The 18097-nt window shown below is 67.5% G+C and carries 18 protein-coding genes; 8 read left to right on the forward strand and 10 right to left on the reverse strand.

Features of this window, described 5'->3' with window-relative positions:
• Window positions 1-3: 3 nt before the first annotated feature.
• From D6850_RS00970 to D6850_RS00980, 3 genes are read right to left on the reverse strand one after another with little or no spacing between them, the layout of a single operon-like run.
• Window positions 4-798, reverse strand: a complete 795-nt coding sequence (locus D6850_RS00970; protein ID WP_121163117.1) for a CbbQ/NirQ/NorQ/GpvN family protein — start codon at window positions 796-798, stop codon at window positions 4-6.
• Window positions 799-801: 3 nt separating this feature from the next.
• Window positions 802-2151 carry a cbb3-type cytochrome c oxidase subunit I gene (locus D6850_RS00975; protein ID WP_121163119.1) on the reverse strand — a complete coding sequence of 450 codons (1350 nt, stop codon included), beginning with the start codon at window positions 2149-2151 and terminating at the stop codon, window positions 802-804.
• Between the two features lie 15 nt (window positions 2152-2166).
• A complete protein-coding gene (locus D6850_RS00980) occupies window positions 2167-2619 on the reverse strand; it encodes a c-type cytochrome (protein WP_121163121.1) in 453 nt (150 codons plus the stop codon).
• Between the two features lie 124 nt (window positions 2620-2743).
• Here D6850_RS00980 and D6850_RS00985 point away from each other — a divergent pair, with 124 nt between their 5' ends.
• Window positions 2744-2974, forward strand: coding sequence for a DUF1858 domain-containing protein (locus D6850_RS00985; RefSeq protein WP_121163122.1), 231 nt, complete (start codon window positions 2744-2746; stop codon window positions 2972-2974).
• Here the strand turns inward: D6850_RS00985 and D6850_RS00990 are convergent.
• Complete coding sequence (locus tag D6850_RS00990; protein ID WP_121163124.1) at window positions 2946-3674, reverse strand: Crp/Fnr family transcriptional regulator; 729 nt, start codon at window positions 3672-3674, stop codon at window positions 2946-2948. The genes D6850_RS00985 and D6850_RS00990 overlap by 29 nt on opposite strands.
• 125 nt (window positions 3675-3799) lie before the next feature.
• Between D6850_RS00990 and D6850_RS00995 the strand changes: the two genes are divergently transcribed.
• From D6850_RS00995 to D6850_RS01005, 3 genes are all read left to right on the forward strand, one after another.
• On the forward strand, window positions 3800-4234 hold the full coding sequence (locus D6850_RS00995) for a pseudoazurin (protein ID WP_121163125.1): 435 nt from the start codon (window positions 3800-3802) through the stop codon (window positions 4232-4234).
• 60 nt (window positions 4235-4294) lie between these two features.
• Window positions 4295-5512, forward strand: a complete 1218-nt coding sequence (gene nirK, locus D6850_RS01000) for a copper-containing nitrite reductase (protein WP_121163127.1) — start codon at window positions 4295-4297, stop codon at window positions 5510-5512.
• Window positions 5513-5591: 79 nt separating this feature from the next.
• Complete coding sequence (locus D6850_RS01005; protein WP_121163128.1) at window positions 5592-6350, forward strand: formylglycine-generating enzyme family protein; 759 nt, start codon at window positions 5592-5594, stop codon at window positions 6348-6350.
• Between the two features lie 5 nt (window positions 6351-6355).
• Here the strand turns inward: D6850_RS01005 and D6850_RS01010 are convergent, their stop codons facing one another.
• On the reverse strand, window positions 6356-7714 hold the full coding sequence (locus D6850_RS01010) for a formimidoylglutamate deiminase (RefSeq protein WP_121163130.1): 1359 nt from the start codon (window positions 7712-7714) through the stop codon (window positions 6356-6358).
• A gap of 95 nt (window positions 7715-7809) precedes the next feature.
• On the opposite strand from D6850_RS01010, the gene hutI reads away from it, so the two are divergent.
• The 4 genes from hutI to hutU are packed head-to-tail and all read left to right on the forward strand — an operon-like array spanning window position 7810 to window position 13014.
• A complete protein-coding gene (gene hutI / locus D6850_RS01015) occupies window positions 7810-9024 on the forward strand; it encodes an imidazolonepropionase (RefSeq protein WP_121163131.1) in 1215 nt (404 codons plus the stop codon).
• Window positions 9018-10550: a histidine ammonia-lyase gene (hutH, locus tag D6850_RS01020; protein WP_121163133.1), complete on the forward strand. Its 1533-nt coding sequence runs from the start codon at window positions 9018-9020 to the stop codon at window positions 10548-10550. Before hutI ends, hutH begins: the two co-directional genes overlap by 7 nt.
• Entirely contained in the window at window positions 10547-11347 is an 801-nt protein-coding gene (gene hutG / locus D6850_RS01025; protein WP_121163134.1) for an N-formylglutamate deformylase, read from the forward strand. Before hutH ends, hutG begins: the two co-directional genes overlap by 4 nt.
• Window positions 11344-13014 carry a urocanate hydratase gene (hutU, locus tag D6850_RS01030; RefSeq protein ID WP_121163135.1) on the forward strand — a complete coding sequence of 557 codons (1671 nt, stop codon included), beginning with the start codon at window positions 11344-11346 and terminating at the stop codon, window positions 13012-13014. The genes hutG and hutU overlap by 4 nt, the downstream gene beginning before the upstream one ends.
• Before the next feature lie 260 nt (window positions 13015-13274).
• Here hutU and D6850_RS01035 read toward each other — a convergent pair whose 3' ends face one another.
• The 5 genes from D6850_RS01035 to D6850_RS01055 form a co-directional block, all read right to left on the reverse strand.
• Entirely contained in the window at window positions 13275-13901 is a 627-nt protein-coding gene (locus tag D6850_RS01035; protein ID WP_121163137.1) for a VPLPA-CTERM sorting domain-containing protein, read from the reverse strand.
• A gap of 123 nt (window positions 13902-14024) precedes the next feature.
• Window positions 14025-14714: a histidine utilization transcriptional repressor HutC gene (locus D6850_RS01040; protein WP_121163138.1), complete on the reverse strand. Its 690-nt coding sequence runs from the start codon at window positions 14712-14714 to the stop codon at window positions 14025-14027.
• Between the two features lie 78 nt (window positions 14715-14792).
• The gene (locus D6850_RS01045; RefSeq protein ID WP_121163140.1) at window positions 14793-16109 is read right to left on the reverse strand and encodes a M16 family metallopeptidase; all 1317 of its coding nucleotides are present in this window, start codon (window positions 16107-16109) and stop codon (window positions 14793-14795) included.
• Window positions 16106-17461 (reverse strand): M16 family metallopeptidase, encoded by a 1356-nt coding sequence (locus D6850_RS01050; RefSeq protein WP_245964061.1) that lies wholly within the window; start codon window positions 17459-17461, stop codon window positions 16106-16108. The genes D6850_RS01045 and D6850_RS01050 overlap by 4 nt, the downstream gene beginning before the upstream one ends.
• A gap of 100 nt (window positions 17462-17561) precedes the next feature.
• Window positions 17562-18089, reverse strand: a complete 528-nt coding sequence (locus tag D6850_RS01055) for a DUF3035 domain-containing protein (protein WP_121163143.1) — start codon at window positions 18087-18089, stop codon at window positions 17562-17564.
• Window positions 18090-18097 lie beyond the last annotated feature (8 nt).

The raw sequence follows: 18097 nt of genomic DNA on the forward strand, positions 1-18097 counted from the left end.
GCGTCACCCGTAAACGGTCGCGATCAGGTCGCGCAGCGCCTGGCGGGTCTCGGGCTCGTCGGTCAGCGGCTCGATCACCGCCGACTCGAGCGCGCGCTCCACCCCCATGCCGCCCGCGATCAGCGTCGCCGCATAGATCACCAGCCGCGTGGAAATCCCTTCTTCAAGGTCCATGCCGCTCAGTTTGCGGATGCGCCCGGCAAGCCGCACCAGCGACGCCACGCGCGCCTCGTCCAGCCCGCTCTCGGTCGTCACCACGGCGATCTCGGTCGCCTCGTCGGGGAAATCGAACGACAGCGACAGGAAGCGCTGCCGGGTCGAGGGCTTCATCCGCTTCAGCACGCTCTGGTAGCCGGGGTTGTAGCTCGCCACGAGCATGAAGCCCTCGGGCGCGGATAGTTCCTCGCCGGTGCGGTCGATCATCAGCGTGCGCCGGTTGTCGGTCAGCGGGTGCAGCACCACGGCCACGTCCTTGCGCGCCTCCACCACCTCGTCGAGATAGCAGATGCCGCCCTCGCGCACCGCGCGGGTCAGCGGCCCGTCGGTCCACACCGTCTCGCCCCCTTTCAGCAGGTAGCGCCCGATCAGGTCCGCCGCGCTGAGGTCGTCATGGCAGGCGACGGTGTAAAGCGGCCTGCCCAGCCTTGCGGCCATGTGCTCGACAAAGCGCGTCTTGCCGCAGCCGGTCGGCCCCTTCAGCAGAAGGGGCAGACCGTGCCGGTGAGCGGTCTCGAAAAGATCGCACTCACCAGCGGTTTCCCGGTAGAACGGGATGGCCGGATTGGTTTGCATGTTCATCGCTCACTCTCCGGGAACATGCGCCGCGGGACCGGGCGCGATGATCTCGCGGCGACGCACGACCAGCATCGAGTAGATGAACAGCAGCGCCCCCAGAACCACCGCCGCGCCGGCGCCGAAGCGCATGATGTAGAACAGCATCAGGTCGTCCTGAACCACCATGAAATATTCGCCCAGCACCCGCTGCATATGCGTCTGGATGGTGCCGGCGAAGGTCAGCACGAAGGTCATGAACGCCATGCCGCTGGTCATCAGCCAGAAACTCGCCATGTTCAGCACCTGGTTATAGGGCGCGCGATTCCGCAGCATCGGCATCGCGTAGGAGAACATCGCGAGATTGAGCGCGACATAGGCCCCGTAAAAGGACAGGTGCCCGTGCGCCGCGGTGATCTGCGTGCCGTGGCTGTAGAAGTTCACCCCGTGCAGCGTGTGCAGGAAGCCCCAGACGCCCGCGCCGAAGAAGGCGACCGTGGCCGAACCCAGCGACCACAAGAGCGCCGCCTTGTTCGGGTGGTTCTTGCGCCCCTTCCAGACCATGACGAAGGCGAAGGACATCATCAGGAAGAACGGGATCACCTCGAAGGTCGAGAAGATCGACCCGACCCACTGCCAGTAGCTCGGCAGCCCGATCCAGTAATAGTGGTGCCCGGTCCCGAGAATGCCCGAGAAGAGCGCCGTGGCGACGATGACGTAGAGCCATTTCTCGATCACCTCGCGGTCCACGCCGGTCAGCTTCAGCAGCAGGAAGGCGAGGATCGACGCCATCACCAGTTCCCAAGTGGCCTCCACCCAGAGGTGCACGACGAACCACCAGTACATCTTGTCGAGGCTGAGGTTGTCGGGGTTGATGAACGCGAAAACCCAGAGCAGCGACAGCAGCCAGAGCCCCATCAGCAGCACGTTGGTGATCGCCGTCTTGCGCCCCGCCAGCACGGTCATCGACACGTTGAAAAGGAAGATCAGCGCCGCGACGAGTATGCCGAACTTGACCCAGAGCGGCTGTTCGAGGAACTCGCGCCCGCCGTGGATGCCGACAAGGTAGGAAACCACCGCGCCGAGCGTGCCGACCACCAAGAGGATGAGCTGGATATAGGCCAGCGGGACCGAGTAGATCTCGCGCTCGGACTCCTCGGGGATGAGGTAGTAGGCCGCGCCGAAGAAACCCAGCAGCAGCCAGACGATCAGCGCGTTGGTGTGGATCATGCGGATGATATTGAACGGCAGCAGTTCCGACAGGAAATTGGGCGAGACATAGATCCAGCCCGCGATCAGCCCGCCCAGGACCTGGATGCCGAACAGCGCCAGCGCGCAGACGAAATAGGCGAGCGCCACTTTCTGTGATTGGTATTTCATTGTCCTTGGTCCCTCTTATCCGGCGTCGTTGGGCGGCCAGCCCTGCGTGTCCGTCTGGTCTGCCCAGCGGAGGAATTCGGCCAGGCCGCGCATTTCCTCCTCGTTGATCTCGAAAGACGGCATCTGGCGGCGCCCCTCGATGCCCGACGGCTGCGCTTCCATCCACCCGGTCAGGATCTCGTAGGCGCCTTCGGGGTCGTCCAGCACTCCCCAGCGGGTCATCACGTTGGCCAGTTCCGGCGCGAAATAGGCGCCTTCGCCATGCAGCGTGTGGCAGTTGATGCAGGAATGCCGCTCCCACACATGCTTGCCGAGGATGACCTCCTCGCTCAGCGGCATGCCTGCGGTCGATTTCTCCACCACGTATCGGTGGCTGTGCACGGTCATCGCGATGAACACCGCCACGAAGAACAGCGATCCTCCGTAGAAGATGTTTCGCGCCCGTGATTTCGTCAGGATTTCGGCCATTGCGGGCTCCTTGGTCAGGCTGAGTCACCCCACAGCTACCGCACCGCCCGCATGAGAAGTTTGCGCCAGCGCAACGTTCATCGCGATCGGGCGGCTAGGTTCCGGCCATCACAGGAGTCGACTGATGCGACGACGGCCCAGACTGGACGACCCGGACCTGCCCATTGCCGACCTGCTGCGCAACTGGCCGCAGGCGGTGGCCGTCTTCATGCGCCACCGGATGCTCTGCGTCGGCTGCCTGATCAGCTCGTTCCACACCGTCATCGACGCCTGCGACGAATACGCGCTGGACGAATCCGAATTCCGGCGCGAGCTGCGACAGGCGGTCAGCGCGTCGGATGCGCCTCGGAGATGACGACGAGCCGATGCGGATCGCACAGGATGATCCGCTTGCGGCGGCTCTTGACGATGCCGTCCTTCTCCCAGGCGCTCAGCATGCGGCTGACCGTGTGCAGCGTGGTGCCGGTCAGTTCCGACAGGTCCTGTCGGGTGATCGGGAAATCGATCTCGATTCCCTCATCCGTCTGCCGCCCGTTCTGGTTGGCGAGCCGCAGCACCGCGTTGGCGATGCGCTGCTCCACATGCTGGGTCGCCATCTCCACGATGCGCGTGTTCATCTCGCCGACGCGCTTGCCGACGGTCTTGTAGGTCTCGGTGGCGAAGCCGTCGTAGCGCGTCACGAATTCCTGCCAGAGCCGGACCGGCCAGCTCAGCGCGAGCGATTCGGACGCGGTGATCGCGGTCGCCGGGTAGGTGTCGCGCCCCAACGCCGGGGCGATCCCGAACAATTCGCCGCTCGGGATGTGCAGCGCCGTCACCTGTTCGCCGGTCGGCGTCACGCGCACCACGCGGATATGCCCGTCCAGCAGCATGAAGAACCGCTGCGCCGGTGCGCCCTCGTCGAAGACGGCGATGCCCGCGTCGTAGCGGCGCACGGTCCCCTGGTCGAGTATCGTGCGGATCTGCCGCCGCTCCAGCCTGGAAAAGGGCGGCAGACCGGTCAGCAGGCTTTCGTCGAGTCGGGAAAGAGGCTTTCTCGGCGCGGGTTCGTTCATGTTTTTCCTCTCTACGGGACCGTCCCCCTATGCCATCGCGCGATAGTTTGCGCCAGCACAACGTAATTGCTGCGCAGCGGCGTATATTTCCTCTCGAAGCGATCAAGAAAAGGAAAGGACACCTCATGATCCGCATCATCGCGAAATCCCTCGTCATCGCCGCGCTGCTGGGCGGCGCGGCCTACGCCGACACCGTCGAGGTCCAGATGCTCAACAAGGGCTCGGACGGCGACCGCATGGTCTTCGAACCCGATTTCGTGCAGATCCAGCCCGGCGACACCGTGAAATTCATCGCCACCGACAAGGGGCACAACGCCGAATCCATCGACGGCATGATGCCCGAGGGCGCTGAATCCTTCAAAGGCAAGATCAACCAGGAAATCGACGTCACCTTCGACGCCGAAGGGCTCTACGGCGTGGAGTGCAAACCCCACTTCGCCATGGGCATGGTGATGACCATCGCCGTCGGCGACGACGTCAAGGCGCCCGACGACTTCCTCGAAGGCCGCATCCCGCGCAAGGCCAAGGAGAGATTCGAAGAACAGCTCGGCAATCTCTGACGCCGCGCAAGGCTTGCCGCCGGGGCGCAGACCCCGGTGGCGCAACACACGGAGCAAGACATGACCAGACTCATAAACCCCGGCCTTAAACAGACGTCACGGCGCAACGTGCTGCGCGGTTCGCTCCTCGCGGGGGCCGCCGCCATGACCGGCGCCGCCTCCTACGCGGCGCCGCGCCGCGCGCCGATGCACCACGCGAACGCCGCATCGGCCCGGCTCTACAAGGCTTCGGCCCAGGGCCAGGCCGAAAGCCGCGCGAAACCCGCCGACCTTTCGGGCTATACCCGCGTGCGCCAGGAACTCGTCGCGCCGCCCTTCGCGCCCGAACATGAACAGGTCGCGACCGGCGGACCGAAGATCATAGAGGTCACGATGGAGACGACCGAACGGCTGATGGTGGTGGACGAGGACACCGGCGCCTCGATCTGGGCGCTGACCTATAACGGCTCGGTCCCCGGCCCGCTCATCATCTGCCACGAGGGCGACATGGTCGAACTGACCCTGCGCAACCCCGAAGATTCGATGATGGAACACAACATCGACTTCCACGCCTCCACGGGCGCGCTCGGCGGCGGTGGGCTGACCCATGTCTATCCCGGCGAGGAGTGCGTGCTGCGCTGGAAGGCGACCAAGCCGGGTTGCTTCACCTATCACTGCGCGCCGGGCGGGGCGATGATCCCCTACCACGTCACCCACGGGATGAACGGCGCCGTCATGGTGCTGCCCCGCGACGGGCTCAAGGACCGCGACGGAAACCCGCTGCGCTACGACAGCATCGCCTATATCGGGGAACAGGACTACTACCTGCCGATGGACGAGAACGGCGAATACAAGACCTACGAAGTCGCCGGCGACGACTATGCCGACAGTCTTGACGCCATGCGCACGCTGACGCCGACGCATTCGGTCTTCAATGGCGCGGTGGGCGCGCTCACCGGCGAAGGCGCGCTGCGCGCCAGGGTCGGCGAAACCGTGCTGATGATCCACAACCAGGCCAACCGCGACTCGCGGCCCCACCTGATCGGCGGGCACGGCGACTACGTCTGGGAGACCTCGTTCAGCGACGCGCCGCTCACCGGGCTGGAAACCTGGTTCGTGCGCGGCGGCACCGCGATGGCGGCGATGTACACGTTCGAGCAGCCGGGCGTCTACGCCTACGTCAACCACAACCTGATCGAAGCGGCCATGCTGGGCGCCACCGCGCATTTCGTGGTCGAGGGCGAGTGGAACAACGAACTGATGGAACAGGTCACGCCGCCGCGCGCGTTCGCCAGCTAAGGCCGCGCGCGACCCCAGGAACGCCCCCGGCCCTCGGGCCGGGGCCAAGCGCCCAGGCTCTGGGACAGGAGCATCCACAATGATCGCCGCCGCCAGCATACAGCGCGAACGCCCGCACCTCATGGCGGGCCTTGCGATCGCGCTGGCGGTGGCGCTGATCGGGGCCACGTCTGTCCTTCGTGGCCCCGATCCCGTTCTTCCGGCCCCGATGGCCGCCGAACGTCCCGTGGTCATGCCGGACGGCCGCGAACTTTACGTCCAGAAATACGAAGTCACCATCGGTGAATGGAACGCCTGCCATGACGCCGGCGCCTGCCTTCTCGCGCTCAGGACGCCGCGCGGCATGGACGCCGCGACGACGCCCGCCACCGGTCTCAGCTACGCCGACGTGGCCGAATACCTCGCCTGGATCGGCAGCGGCGCGCGCCACCCGTTCCGCCTGCCGACGGCGCGCGAATGGGCGGTCATGGCCTCCGACGTCCTGCCCGAGGACCCGGACCCCATCTTCACCGACCCGGCGCTGTCCTGGGCGTCGGCCTACCTCACCGAAGGGCTGTCGCCGCGCCGGCTCATGCCGCAGGGCAGTTTCTCCACCAGCGCCGAGGGGGTGGCCGATCTCGACGGCAGCGTGTGGGAATGGACGCAGGACTGCCATGACGGCGCGGACGGCGATCCCGGCGCGCGGTCCGACCCATCCCGCTGCCCCGCCTTCTATGTCGGGGGCGAACATCTCGCGGCGATGTCCTACCTCGTGCGCGACCCCGCGCGCGGCGGCTGCGCCGTGGGCAGCCCGCCGGCGCATCTCGGCGTGCGGCTGGTTTCGGACAGGCCCTGGTAGCGGGCTCAGACCGAGGCCAGCAAATCCGCCACCGCCGCGCGGTAATCGCGCAGCACCGCCTCGCGCGCGACGTGCCGCCCCTCCCGGACCTGATGCCGCCCCGCCGACCAGAGGTCGGTCACCACCGCGTCCTTCGCGGCGAAGGCCAACCCGTCCAGCAATTGTTCCGTGGTCAGCGCGCACAGCGCCGGCGCGCTGCTGTCCACGGCGACAAGGTCGGCCCAGAGCCCTTCGGCGATCTCGCCCGCGTCCCGCCCCAGCGCCTGCGCCCCGCCGCGCGCAGCCCCGGTATAGAGCGCGCGCCCCACCGATCCTTCGTCGCGCACCATCACGTTGCGCTCGCGCCGGTGCAGGCGCTGGGCGTATTCCAGCGTCCGCAATTCCTCGGTCAGCGAGATGTTGACGTTGGAATCCGATCCCACGCCGAACACGCCCCCCGCGCCGAGGAACACCTCGCCGTTGAACACTCCGTCGCCCAGGTTCGCCTCGGTGATGGGACACAGCCCCGCCACCGCGCGACTTCGGGCCAGCCCGCGCGCCTCTGCGTCGGTCATGTGGGTGCAGTGGATCAGGCACCAGTCCGGCGTGATCCCGACATTCTCCAGCAGCCATTCCACCGGCCGCGCGCCAAGCCAGCCCTGCACGTCCTCGACCTCCCGGACCTGCTCGGCCGCATGGATATGCACCGGTCCGCCCTCGCGCGCCGCCAGCGCCTCGCGCAGCTCGTCCGGCGCCGTCGCCCGCAGCGAGTGGGGCGCGATGCCGATCACCGTGTCGCCCGGCAGACCCGCCGCGCCCTTGCGCGCCGCCTCGACCAGTTTGTGATATGTGCCGACGTCATTGCCGAAGCGTCGCTGCCCCTCGGCCAGCGCCGCCTTGCCCGCGCCGCCATAGGTATAGAGCACCGGCAGATGCGTCAGCCCGATCCCGGTCTGCGCGGCGGCGGCGAAGATGCGCTGCGACAACTCCGCGATATCGTCGTAATGCCCGCCGCCCGCGCGATGATGGACATAGTGGAATTCCCCGACGGCGGCATACCCCGCCTCCTGCATCTCGACATAGACCAGCGCCGCGATCGCCTCGATCTGCTCCGGCGTGAGCTGATCCATGAACTGATACATCACCTCGCGCCAGGTCCAGAAATTGTCGCGCCCGGCGCGGCGCTGTTCGGTCATCCCGGCCATCGCCCGCTGAAAGGCGTGGCTGTGAAGGTTCGAAAGCGCCGGCAAGAGCGTGTCGACGGAGACATCGCCATCCCGCGCCCGCGCGCCGGTCGCGATCCCTGCGATTCGCCCGTCCGCGAGGTCGACGCGGACATCCTTCGCCCAGCCGTCCCCGAGAAGCGCCTGCCGTGCGTGTATCATCGCCTCACTCCTGGTTGGCATTATTATGTCTAGACATAATAATCAAATCGCGCTAGGCGAGGGAAGCGGAATCCGCGTCACCGGGGGATGGGTTCATGGCCGACACGTCGCGCGTCCTTGTCGATCTGCACGCCGCCACGATGGCGGGCGCCGACGCGCCCTACGGCATGATCCGCGACGTCGCGATCGCGGTGGCGGACGGGCGCATCGCCTGGGTCGGCGCGGTTGACGAACTGCCTGAACCCCACCGCGACCTGCCGCGCGACTCGCTTGGCGGCCGGCTGGTCACGCCGGGGCTGATCGACTGCCATACCCATGCCGTATTCGGCGGCGACCGGGCGCGGGAATTCGAGATGCGGCTCGAGGGCGCAAGCTATGAAGAGGTGGCGCGCGCCGGCGGCGGGATCGTCTCGACCGTGCGCGCGACCCGCGCGGCCTCCGAGGATACGCTGCTGAAGGCCGCGCTGCGTCGGGTCGATGCGCTGATCGCCGAAGGTGTCACAATGATCGAGATCAAATCGGGCTACGGCCTTGATACAGATACGGAATTGCGGATGCTGCGGGTCGCCCGCGCCATTGGCGAACAACGCCCGATCCGCGTCCGCACCAGCTTTCTCGGGGCGCACGCGGTCCCGGCCGAATACCTCGGCCGCGCCGACGCCTATATCGACGAGGTCTGCATTCCCGCCCTGCGCGCCGCCCATGCCGAAGGGCTGGTCGACGCGGTTGACGGTTTTTGCGAAGGCATCGCGTTCTCGCCCGCGCAGATCGCCCGCGTCTTCGACGCGGCCAAGGACCTCGGCCTGCCGGTCAAGCTCCATGCCGAGCAGCTCTCGAACCTCGGCGGCGCCAAGCTCGCCGCGAGCTACGGCGCGCTGTCGGCGGATCATGTCGAGCATCTCGACGCCGAGGGCGTGCGCGCGATGGCCGGGGCGGGGACCGTCGCGGTGATCCTGCCCGGCGCCTTCTACACCCTGCGCGAAACCCAGGCGCCCCCGATAGATTCCTTTCGCGAACAAGGGGTTGCGATGGCGCTCGCGACCGATCTCAATCCCGGCTCATCGCCGCTCAACTCGCTTCTGCTGGCGATGAACATGGGCTGCACGCTCTTCCGGCTCACGCCCGAGGAGGCGCTGCGCGGCGTGACCGCGAACGCGGCGCGCGCGCTCGGGCTGACGGATGCGGGGCGCATCGAACAAGGACAGCGCGCGGACCTCGCCGTGTGGGATATCGAGCACCCGGCCGAGCTTGCCTATCGCATCGGGTTCAACCCGCTGGCGCGCCGCATCTTCGGGGGCGCGCCATGCTGACGCTCACCCCCGGCGCGGCCACGCTCGCCGATCTCGAACGCATCTACCGCGATGAAATCGCCGTGAAGCTCGACCCCTCTTGTCACGGCGCGATCCATGCCGCGCAGGCGCGCATCGACGCCGCCGCACAGGGCGAGGCGGCGGTTTACGGCGTCAACACCGGGTTCGGCAAGCTCGCCAGCGTCAAGATCGCGGCCGAGGACACCGCGACGCTGCAACGCAACCTGATCCTGTCGCATTGCTGCGGCGTGGGTCAGCCGATCCCGCGCGCCCATGCGCGCCTCATGATGGCGCTCAAGCTCCTGAGCCTCGGGCGCGGCGCCTCGGGCGTGCGGATGGAGCTGATCGCGCTCTTGGAAGGGATGCTCGCGAACGGTGTCACGCCGGTGATCCCGGTGCAGGGCTCGGTCGGGGCGTCCGGCGACCTCGCGCCGCTGGCGCATATGGCCGCCGTGATGATGGGCGCGGGCGAGGCGGAATTCGGCGGGCAAAGGATGCCGGGCGCCGACGCGCTGGAACGCGCGGGGCTCGCGCCGGTGACGCTGGGCGCGAAGGAGGGACTCGCGCTCATCAACGGGACGCAGTTCAGCACCGCCTTCGCGCTCATCGGGCTTTTCGGCGCGTGGCGGGCGATGAACACGGCGCTGGTCACCTCGGCCATGTCGACGGATGCGATCATGGGCTCGACCGCGCCCTTGCAGCCCGAGATCCACAGCCTGCGCGGCCACGCCGGCCAGATCGAGGCGGCGGCGGCCATGCGCGCGCTGCTCGACGGATCGGTCATCCGCGAGAGCCACCGCGAGGGCGACGCGCGCGTGCAGGATCCCTACTGCATCCGCTGCCAGCCGCAGGTGACGGGGGCGGCGATGGACATGCTGCGCATGGCCGCGCGCACGCTTCAGATTGAGGCCAACGCGGCCACCGACAACCCGCTGGTGCTGGAGGAGGCGGGGCTGATCGTCTCGGGCGGGAATTTCCACGCGGAACCCGTGGGCTTCGCCGCCGACATGATCGCGCTGGCGGTCGCGGAAATCGGCGCCATCGCGCAGCGCCGCATCGCGCTGATCGTCGACCCGGTGCTGAGCCACGATCTTCCCCCCTTTCTGACCCCCGATCCGGGGCTTAATTCGGGTTTCATGATCGCCGAGGTCACGACCGCCGCATTGATGAGCGAGAACAAGCACATGGCCAACCCCTGCGTCACCGACAGCACGCCGACATCCGCCAACCAGGAGGACCACGTCAGCATGGCCGCGCATGGCGCTGTGCGGCTGGGGCGGATGGTCGCCAATCTCGAACGCATCCTCGGGGTGGAGCTGCTCTGCGCCGCGCAGGGGATCGAGTTCCGCGCGCCGCTGGTCACCAGCGCGCCGCTCGCGCGGGTGCTGGCCCGGCTGCGCCAGTCGGTGCAGAGCGTGGGCGTCGACCGCTACCTCGCCCCCGATCTGGAAGAGGCGGGCGCGCTGGTGCGCGGCGGCGTGGTGGCGGCCAGCGCCGGGATCGCCCTGCCGGAGCTGGGCGCATGAGCCCGGTCGAGGTCACGCGCGGCGACGGGCCGGTGGTGCTTGGCCTGCCGCACACGGGCACGCATGTGCCCGACGCCATCGGCGACCGGCTGAACGCGCGGGGGCACGCGCTGGCCGATACGGACTGGCATATCCACCGGCTCTATGACGGGCTGCTAGAGGGCGTGACCCTGGTGCGCGCCACCTTTCACCGCTACGTGATCGACGCCAACCGCGACCCGGAGGGCGCGAGCCTCTATCCCGGGCAGAACACCACCGGGCTCGTCCCGCTCACCGATTTCGACGGAGAGCCGATCTGGGACGCGCCCCCCGACGAGGCGGAGATCGAGGCGCGGCGCGCGGGCTTTCACGCGCGCTATCACGCCGCGCTCGCGGCAGAGCTGGCGCGGGTGCGCGACCGGCACGGGGCGGCGATCCTCTATGACTGCCATTCGATCCGCAGCCGCATTCCCTTTCTCTTTGACGGCGTGCTGCCGGATTTCAACATCGGCACCAATGGCGGGACCACCTGCGATGCGCGCATCGAGGCCGCGGCGCAGGAGATCTGCGCAGGCGCGGCAGGGTACTCCTGCGTTCTGAACGGACGGTTCAGGGGCGGCTGGACGACGCGGCATTACGGCCGCCCCGAAACCGGCGTTCACGCGATCCAGATGGAGCTGGCGCAATCCGCCTACCTCACCGCCGAGGCGCCGCCCTGGACCTATGACCCGGACCGCGCCGACGCGCTGCGCGTGCATCTCGGCGCGATCCTCACCGCGCTGCGCGACATGGCCCCCAAGCTGAAAGGCACGACATGAGCGATCCCCGCAAGAACACCCGCGACATCTATCCCGCGACCGGGTCCGACATCACGGCGAAAAGCTGGCTGACCGAGGCGCCGATGCGGATGCTGATGAACAACCTGCACCCCGACGTCGCCGAGAACCCGCATGAGCTTGTCGTTTATGGCGGCATCGGGCGCGCGGCGCGGACGTGGGCCGATTTCGACCGGATCGTCGCCAGCTTGCGCGATCTGGAGGAGGACCAGACGCTGCTGGTGCAATCGGGCAAGCCGGTCGGCGTGTTCCGCACGCATGCGGACGCGCCGCGGGTGCTGATCGCGAACTCCAACCTCGTGCCGCACTGGGCGAACTGGGACCATTTCAACGAGCTCGATAAAAAGGGTCTGGCGATGTATGGCCAGATGACCGCCGGGTCGTGGATCTATATCGGTTCGCAAGGCATCGTGCAGGGCACCTATGAAACCTTTGTCGAGGCGGGGCGCCAGCACTACGGCGGCGACCTGTCGGGGCGCTGGATCCTGACCGGCGGGCTTGGCGGCATGGGCGGCGCGCAGCCGCTCGCGGCGGTGATGGCCGGGGCCTGCTGCCTCGCGGTGGAGTGCAATCCCGACAGCATCGATTTCCGCCTGCGCACGAAATACGTGGACGAAAAGACCGACGATCTCGACGACGCATTGGCGATGATCGACCGCTGGACCCGCGCGGGCGAGGCGAAGTCGGTCGCGCTCCTGGGCAATGCGGCGGACGTGTTCCCCGAACTCGTGCGGCGCGGCGCGCGCCCGGACATCGTCACCGATCAGACCAGCGCGCATGACCCGGTGAACGGCTACCTGCCGCAGGGCTGGACGATGGCGCAATGGCGCGCGCGGCGCGAAAGCGACCCGAAGGCGGTGGAAAAGGCCGCCCGCGCCAGCATGCGCGTGCAGGTCGCGGCGATGGTCGAATTCCACGAATCGGGCATCCCCACCGTCGATTACGGCAATAACATCAGGCAGATGGCGCTTGAGGAGGGGTTGGCGGACGCCTTTGCCTTTCCCGGTTTCGTGCCGGCCTATATCCGCCCGCTCTTTTGCCGCGGGATCGGGCCGTTCCGCTGGTGCGCGCTGTCGGGCGAGCCCGAGGACATCTACCGCACCGACGCCAAGGTGAAGGAGCTGGTGCAGGATGAGCACCTGCACAACTGGCTCGACATGGCGCGCGCGCGGATCAGCTTCCAGGGGCTGCCGGCGCGGATCTGCTGGGTGGGCCTTGGCGTGCGGCACAAGCTTGGCCTCGCCTTCAACGAGATGGTGCGCTCGGGCGAGCTCTCCGCGCCTGTCGTGATCGGGCGCGATCATCTCGATTCCGGCTCCGTCGCCTCGCCCAACCGGGAAACGGAGGCGATGAAGGACGGCTCGGACGCGGTCAGCGACTGGCCGCTGCTGAATGCGCTTCTCAACACCGCGTCGGGGGCGACATGGGTGTCGCTGCACCACGGCGGCGGCGTCGGCATGGGGTTCTCGCAGCATTCGGGCATGGTGATCTGCTGCGATGGGACCGAGGACGCGGACCGGCGCATCGAACGGGTGCTGTGGAACGACCCCGCGACCGGGGTGATGCGGCACGCGGACGCGGGCTATGACATCGCGCTCGACTGCGCGCGCGAACACGGGCTGGATCTGCCGGGCATCCTGAACGCGTAGCAGAAGATTTACGACGGCGTCATCGCGGATTCGCCGTCGTGATGGACAGCCGATACGTCATTCCCCGCGAGGCGCGGACGCGCGGCAGGCGGACGCGGCAGCGCAATCCCAGGGTCGGCTTGACCTGCCCGTCAAGGCGGCGGTCGTGATTCACAGGGGGTCGCGGACTTTCCCTTCCGGCGCCCCGATCTCATTCGGCGCAAGAAGAGACAGGTACCTGAAGTTCAGCCCCGGGATGGCGCTACCGGGGCGTAACCCGGTCACACGCGGGTTTGACGCCGGCGCCACAGCGCCAGCATCCCGAACCCGGTCACCAGCAGCGGCAGGGTCGCCGGAAGCGGAACCGGCACCGTGCCGTCCTCGACGTAGGTCCGGAAGATTGCATTGTCGTCTACTGTTTTCCAATCGTAGCCGCCGCCGACACCGTTATTGTAGAAATAGGTTTGCGCGCCGAAATATATTGGATCTGTGCTTATTCGGTATCCGTTCCAAATCTTGAACGCCAGCACGTCGCCCACGGCGACCGAGATCCCCATAGACAGCACGTCGAACGAGGCCCAGCCGCCAACGTTCACGCCGCCAGCGGTCCCAACCACGGTGGGATTGGCCGGGGTGCCGCCAACAGGAGCGCCAGCGACGGTGGACAGGATGTCGATCGTCTCCACTGAACGATCCGGAACGCTCAGCAGGAATTCGATACGCGACAACGTGCCGGCGACGCCGACGGTAAATGTCTGCGCCCTGCCGAACCAGGGTGCGACACTTGCGCCCGCGCTGCCCGACTGGCTGGCGCCCGAGTAGTCCTGATCGAGAACGGTGACGGCCGAAGCGCTCGTCGCGGTCAGGATGGCAATGGCTGAAAGGGCGGTTCTCAGAATATTGATCATGGTATCCAAATTCCCTTGAAAACAAATATTATCGGATAAAAATGTCGTCTACCTTCTCACCGAGTCAAGAGATTCCTTGCGCCCGCCCTGCCAGGCGCTTCAAAAGCAGGGCTCGCACCCCCCTCAATACCGCGTCTCCAGCCGATAGCCGGGCCGGAACCACAGGCGCACGAAGGTGATCGCCTCGCCCTGCCACCAGGTCGAGCGTTCGGTCTGGAAGAGCGGCGTGGCCTCCGTGCACGCCAGATGCGCGGCTGCGTCGGCGTCCGCGGCGACCGCGCCGAAGGCGATCTCGGCGTTGGAAAAGGGGATCGCCGCGACCAGCCATTCGTTGGGGCCGGTCGCGGTGAAATCCGCATCCGCCGCGTGGGGGAGCATGTCGAGGCTGATCCAGCGGTCCTCGTACTGGTAAGGAGCGCCGTCGGCGAAATGCAGACAGGTCAGGTGCAGCGCGCGGGCGCCGTAGAGCAGCGACAGGCGGTCGCGCAGCCAGTCGGGGGCGGTCGTTTCCTCGCGCGAAAGCAGGCTGTAGCGGTAGCGCGCGCCGGTCGCCTCAATCTCGTGGCGCACGATGGGGATGGGGACGCGTGCCTCGCGCCGGGGCGCGAGGCGCACGCGGGTGCCGGCCTTGCGCTTGCGCTCGATCACGCCTTCCTCGGCCAGTTCGCGCATCGCGCGGTTCACCGTGGCGCGGGCGCAGTCATAGGTTTCGGCCAGTTCCAGTTCATTCGGGATCAGCGCGCCGGGCGCGAGCGCGCCGCGGGTGATCCGGGCCAGGATGTCGGCCTTTATGTCGCGGTAGGTGGTCGCCATCGCGCCGCTGCTCCTGTCTTGTCGGACCTCAGCAGGCATAGCGCATTTTGTCTAGACATAATAGCGCGCACGGCGCGTTCAGTTGATGGTCGAACTGAGCCCCTCGGGCGCGCCGACGACGACGAAGGTGAGGCGCTCGGGGTCGAGCCGTTCGCGCGCGACGCGGTTGATCTGCTCGAGCGTGACGGCGTCAACCATGTCATTACGATTGGCGATGTAGTCTGGTGACAGTCCCTCCATCTGCATCGCGACCGCGATGTTGGCGATGGCGGCGTTGCCGTCGAAGCGCAGCGGGTAGGCGCCGGTCATGTAGGTCTTGGCGTCTTCCAGTTCCTTCGCGGTGACGCCGTCCTTCGCGATGCGCGCCCATTCCGCGCGGATGACTTCGATCGCCTCCGCGATGCGGTCATTGGCCGAGGCGACGCTGCCCGCCCAAATCTGCGCGGCGTCCTTGTCCACGAGGTAGGAATAGACGCCGTAGGTGAGCCCGCGCTTCTCGCGCACCTCCTGCATGAGGCGGCTTTCGGTGCCGCTGCCGCCGAGAATCTCGTTCAGCAGGTAGGCGGCAAAGAAATCGGGGTCCTCCCGGTCGATGCCGGGCTGCGCGAAGGTGGCGACCGATTGCGGGGTGGCGAAATCGACCACCTGCACCCCGCCCGGCAGGTTGAGGCCGGCAGGGCCGGGCAGGGGCGCGTCGGTTTCGGGCAACCCGTCGAGCAGGGAATCGACCAGTGCGGTCACCTCCTCGGCGGTGATGTCGCCCACCGCGCTCACGTAAAGGCGGTTGCGGGCCAGCGCGGCGTCATGCGCGGCGACGATGTCGTCGCGGGTCAGCGCCGTCACGCTCTCGACCGTGCCGTTCTTCGAACTGGCATAGGGGTGGTCGCCGTAAACCAGCGCGTCGAAAGCCCGCCCGGCGATGGCGCGGGGATCCTTGAGATTCGACTGGATGATCGACAGCACCTGCCCGCGCACCCGGTCGATGGCCCCCTGCGAGAAGGTCGGGTTGACGAGGCTCTCGCGCAGCAGCGCCACCGCCTCGCCCCGGTTTTCGGTGAGGAAGCGGGCCGATACAGACACCGCGTCGTCGTTGACCGAGTAGCTGAACCCGGCGGCCAGCGCCTCGCTCGCGCGGGCGAATTCGCGCGCGTTCATGTCGCCCGCGCCTTCCTCGAGCGTGGCCACCATGAGGTTGATCGCCCCCCGCTTGCCCGGTGCGTCGAGCGAAGCGCCACCGCGGAAGCGCAGCTCGAGCGCGACGAACGGGATCGAGTGTTCCTCGACCAGCCAGATGTCGGCGCCGCCGGGGGTCGTCAGTTCCTGGATGTCGATTTCGGCGCGCGCGGGAAGGGTGACGAGCATGAGCACGAAGGCGGCGAGGACGAGACGGATCATTGGGTTACCTCCGGTGCGGTCAGCCAGCCGGTGACCGATTTGGCGGGATCGAAGACGGCGCGCGCGGCGGCCATGATCTCATCGGACGTGGTCGCCTGGAGGATGTCGGGCCAGGCCTGCACGTCCTCGACCGTGAGCCCCTGCGTCAGCGCCGCGCCGTAGCGGTTGGCGAGCCGTTCCACATCGTCGCGGGCGTAGATCTGCGCGGCGCGAAGGCCCTTCTTGATCCGCGAAAGCTGATCCTCGTCGACGCCGTCCTCGAGGAAGCCGGCGATCACGGCGTCCATCGCCTCTTCGGCCTCTTCCAGCGACACGCCGTCGGCGGGGACCACCAGCAGCGAAAAGGTCGTGTCGTCGAGCGAGGTTCCGTCATACCAGGCCTGCGCCTGCACCGCGACCTGCGTGTCGAACTGCAGCTTTTCCGCCATGACCGAGGTGGTCCCGCCGCCCAGCAATTCGGCCAGCAACGCGAGCGCGGCGGCCTGCTGCTGCGCGCCGTGATCGCGTTCGGGCGCGAGATAGGAGCGCATGACATAGGGCTGCGCGACACGGGCGTCCTGGTAGGTAATGCGGCGCGCGGCGATCTGGCGCGGCTCCTGCGGGCGGTCGCGCGGGGCGAGGTCGGGATTGGCGGGGATGGGCCCATAGTATTTCTCGGCGAGCGCGCGCACCTCGTCCGGGGTCACGTCGCCCGCAACCACGAGGACCGCGTTGTTGGGCGCGTAATTGCGCTCGTAGAAGGCGAGCGCCTTTTCGAGGTCGAGTTCGCGCATCTCGCGCCGCCAGCCGATGATCGGCACGCCGTAGCGGTGGTTGAGATATTGCGCCGCGTTGCGCTGTTCGCGGAACAGTGCGCTCGGGTTGTTCTCGACCCGCTGGTTGCGTTCCTCGAGGATGACGTCGCGTTCGGTCGCGATGTCGTTCTCGTCCAGCCGGAGATTGACCATCCGGTCGCTTTCCATCCGCATCATCAGCTCCAGCCGGTCGGCGGCGACCCTCTGGTAGTAGCCGGTATAGTCGTAATTGGTGAAGGCGTTGTCATTGCCGCCGTTGCGCGCCACGGTGGCGGAAAATTCCCCTGGCGCCAGCGTGTCGGTGCCCTTGAACAGCAGGTGTTCGAGGAAATGCGCGACCCCAGAACTGCCCGGTTCCTCGTCGGCCGAACCGGCGCGATACCAGACCATGTGCACCACCACCGGCGCGCGGTGGTCCTCGATCACCAGCGCCTGCATCCCGTTGTCGAGCGTGAAGCTCGTCACCTGGTCGTCGGCGGAGGCTGCGAGCGGAAGGCAGAGCAGCGCGACAAGCGCGGCCAGGTGGGCGAAGGGGGCCGTGATGATGCGGTCGCGCATGGGCGTCTCCATGAGGGTTGGGCGTGCTGCGCCCTAGATACGCGACGGGGCCGCGCATTCAAGCGCGGTGACGATCCTGTGACCGGCCGGGATGAAGCGGTTACCGCTTGGGCGGCGGGGCCGAGGGCACGCCGACGCCCATCGCGCGCAGGCGGCGCAGCTCGCGCTGCGCGTCGAGCCACTGGCGCTTGTAGGCGTCGGTATAGTCGTCGTTCGGCCCGATATTGAAGATGTTCACCCGCCCGTGCCGCTTGCGCACCTCGAGATCCTCGCGCGCCAGCGTCTGGCGGATGCCGCCGGTCACGCCATAGCGCCGCGCCCGGTTCAGCAGCGCGCCGTCCGCGGCGCCGACGCCATGCGGGGTCAACGCCGCCGGATTGCCGCCAAGGGCCGCGACGCCTTCGGCCTCGGGGTTGGGATCGACGAGATTGGCGCCGCCGGGATTGGGCGGCGGCAGGCTGTTATAGCTTTCGGGGGCTTGCAGCGGCTTGGTCGGCAGCACGGTGAATTCATCCGGTCCGTTGCCGGTGTTCTTGAACCGGCGCAGGCGCAGGTCGTCGCCGCTCCCGCAGGCCGACAGGGTCAGCCCGATCGCCATCACCATCAATACGCTGCGCGACAGGATCATCGCCGTAC

It is taken from the genome of Roseovarius spongiae, assembly GCF_003651245.1.
In the GTDB taxonomy this organism is placed as follows: Bacteria; Pseudomonadota; Alphaproteobacteria; order Rhodobacterales; family Rhodobacteraceae; genus Roseovarius; species Roseovarius spongiae.

Bases quoted from the DNA above. Each gene is read 5' to 3' on its own strand.
- D6850_RS00970 (WP_121163117.1), bottom strand. From the start codon at position 798: ATGAACATGCAAACCAATCCGGCCATCCCGTTCTACCGGGAAACCGCT.
- D6850_RS00975 (WP_121163119.1), bottom strand. From the start codon at position 2,151: ATGAAATACCAATCACAGAAAGTGGCGCTCGCCTATTTCGTCTGCGCG.
- D6850_RS00980 (WP_121163121.1), bottom strand. From the start codon at position 2,619: ATGGCCGAAATCCTGACGAAATCACGGGCGCGAAACATCTTCTACGGA.
- D6850_RS00985 (WP_121163122.1), top strand. From the start codon at position 2,744: ATGCGACGACGGCCCAGACTGGACGACCCGGACCTGCCCATTGCCGAC.
- D6850_RS00990 (WP_121163124.1), bottom strand. From the start codon at position 3,674: ATGAACGAACCCGCGCCGAGAAAGCCTCTTTCCCGACTCGACGAAAGC.
- D6850_RS00995 (WP_121163125.1), top strand. From the start codon at position 3,800: ATGATCCGCATCATCGCGAAATCCCTCGTCATCGCCGCGCTGCTGGGC.
- nirK (WP_121163127.1), top strand. From the start codon at position 4,295: ATGACCAGACTCATAAACCCCGGCCTTAAACAGACGTCACGGCGCAAC.
- D6850_RS01005 (WP_121163128.1), top strand. From the start codon at position 5,592: ATGATCGCCGCCGCCAGCATACAGCGCGAACGCCCGCACCTCATGGCG.
- D6850_RS01010 (WP_121163130.1), bottom strand. From the start codon at position 7,714: ATGATACACGCACGGCAGGCGCTTCTCGGGGACGGCTGGGCGAAGGAT.
- hutI (WP_121163131.1), top strand. From the start codon at position 7,810: ATGGCCGACACGTCGCGCGTCCTTGTCGATCTGCACGCCGCCACGATG.
- hutH (WP_121163133.1), top strand. From the start codon at position 9,018: ATGCTGACGCTCACCCCCGGCGCGGCCACGCTCGCCGATCTCGAACGC.
- hutG (WP_121163134.1), top strand. From the start codon at position 10,547: ATGAGCCCGGTCGAGGTCACGCGCGGCGACGGGCCGGTGGTGCTTGGC.
- hutU (WP_121163135.1), top strand. From the start codon at position 11,344: ATGAGCGATCCCCGCAAGAACACCCGCGACATCTATCCCGCGACCGGG.
- D6850_RS01035 (WP_121163137.1), bottom strand. From the start codon at position 13,901: ATGATCAATATTCTGAGAACCGCCCTTTCAGCCATTGCCATCCTGACC.
- D6850_RS01040 (WP_121163138.1), bottom strand. From the start codon at position 14,714: ATGGCGACCACCTACCGCGACATAAAGGCCGACATCCTGGCCCGGATC.
- D6850_RS01045 (WP_121163140.1), bottom strand. From the start codon at position 16,109: ATGATCCGTCTCGTCCTCGCCGCCTTCGTGCTCATGCTCGTCACCCTT.
- D6850_RS01050 (WP_245964061.1), bottom strand. From the start codon at position 17,461: ATGCGCGACCGCATCATCACGGCCCCCTTCGCCCACCTGGCCGCGCTT.
- D6850_RS01055 (WP_121163143.1), bottom strand. From the start codon at position 18,089: ATGATCCTGTCGCGCAGCGTATTGATGGTGATGGCGATCGGGCTGACC.